2 protein-coding genes are annotated in these 1686 nt (G+C 45.1%); both read left to right on the top strand.

Features of this window, described 5'->3' with window-relative positions; translation table 11 throughout:
• Positions 1-429: hypothetical protein (locus tag RMO27_RS04180; RefSeq protein ID WP_309729404.1), on the top strand; the 429-nt coding region annotated here is incomplete at its 5' end.
• A gap of 151 nt (positions 430-580) precedes the next feature.
• Positions 581-1543 (top strand): glutathione synthase, encoded by a 963-nt coding sequence (gene gshB, locus RMO27_RS04185; protein WP_309729405.1) that lies wholly within the window; start codon positions 581-583, stop codon positions 1541-1543.
• Positions 1544-1686 lie beyond the last annotated feature (143 nt).

The raw sequence follows: 1686 nt of genomic DNA on the forward strand, positions 1-1686 counted from the left end.
ATTCAGACACAAGATTCTATTGCCATAGCTTGTGATAAGCTAACTCAGCAAGTTGAGGCTATGCCTTTGCTATTTAGAATTCGTTCCAATCGAGTTAGGCTTTGTGGAGGAGTATCTTCAGATAATTTTAGTCTTTGTCGCGTTGACGGAAGTGGACAATCGATGACCATTATTAATGGTTGGTTTGAGGCTGTACAATCGGGTACCTCAGTTCATTTAGAAGTAAATTTAAATTCAAATTTAGTGGTAGTTCGTTCAGCTTTTTCTTTGTGCTCTTTTATTGCGATGGCATATTTTGGAATAAAAGCCTCGCAAATAATACTCACTGTAATTGTATTAATTATGATAGTAGTTGTTGTATCTTGCATTTGCTCATGTCAAGATGAAATGAGGTTTTATCGCAAGAAATTATCTCAAATATTTTTATAGCCCTGTAGCCCTGTAGGTTGGATTTCGCATTGCAATACCCAACCTACACATCCCATCCTGAATTTTTTGCTAAAAGTAAATCTTGCCGAGGGGTGGCAATAACACCTAAAATTTCAGCTAGAGAGCTACTTGTCCCCTCACGCCCGATCTGATGAAACTAACATTTATTATCGACCCGATCGCCAAACTAGATCCGACCCACGATACTAGCGTAGCCTTGATGGAAGCGGCCGATCGACTGGGACATCAGGTTTATATTACCCAGGCCGAAAAATTAAGCGTCGTCGGCGGTCGAGCCTGGGGATATCTGCAACCAGTTAAACTTACGCCCGTAAAGCTGCTAGATGGCCGCTGGGTGGCGCAGGCGGACTGGTATCAGCTCGGTGATGTAGTATTCCAACCTTTGGAAGAAATGAATGCCGTCTTCATGCGCACAGATCCACCCGTAGATGTGCCGTATCTGTACACGACTTATATTCTCGACTGTATCGATCCGGCCAAAACGCTGGTCGTCAATAGTCCGGCGGGATTGCGAGCGGCAAATGAGAAGATGTTCGCCCTGCAATTTGCCCAGTGGATGACTGACACGATTGTCTCGCGCGATAAAGAAGTGATTCGGCAGTTTGTGGAAACTCACGGGGCAGCAGTCTTAAAACCCTTGGGTGGTAAGGGTGGCGAAGGCATTTTATTTCTGACTCCAGACGATCGCAATTTTAATTCCCTAATTGAAGTCAGCACGGGGCGAAATCGCGAACCACTGATGATTCAGAAATTTCTGCCCGCAGCCAAGGACGGTGACAAGCGGATTATCGTACTTGACGGTAAGCCGTTAGGTGCTGTCAATCGGATTCCCACTGGCAAAGAGTTTCGCGGTAATATGGCCGTCGGCGGTCGCAGTGCCCAGGTAGATATTACCGATACTGAGTATCAAATGTGTGCCGAAATTGCGCCGAAATTGCAAGCCGCTGGTTTGTATTTTGTCGGTATTGATGTCATCGGCGGTTATTTGACAGAGGTAAATGTCACTAGTCCCACGGGTATTCGCGAGATCGATCGATTGAACAATGTCAATTTAGGACAGCAAGTCATTGAGTGGCTAGCAGCTCGAAGCTAATTAGCGATTTGCAATCCTCAAGATTATTAACTGAACTTGACGATCGATTTTATTCATTGAGATCGATCGTCAGAATACCATCGGTCATTTGCCCGAGATTCATCCCATCTGGTGATACTAGCAATGGTGGCGTATCGACGATC

It is taken from the genome of Chamaesiphon sp. OTE_75_metabat_556 (assembly GCF_031378165.1).
Lineage (GTDB): Bacteria > Cyanobacteriota > Cyanobacteriia > Cyanobacteriales > Chamaesiphonaceae > Chamaesiphon.

Excerpts from the sequence above, each read along its gene's own strand:
- gshB (WP_309729405.1), top strand. The coding sequence starts at position 581 with ATGAAACTAACATTTATTATCGACCCGATCGCCAAACTAGATCCGACC.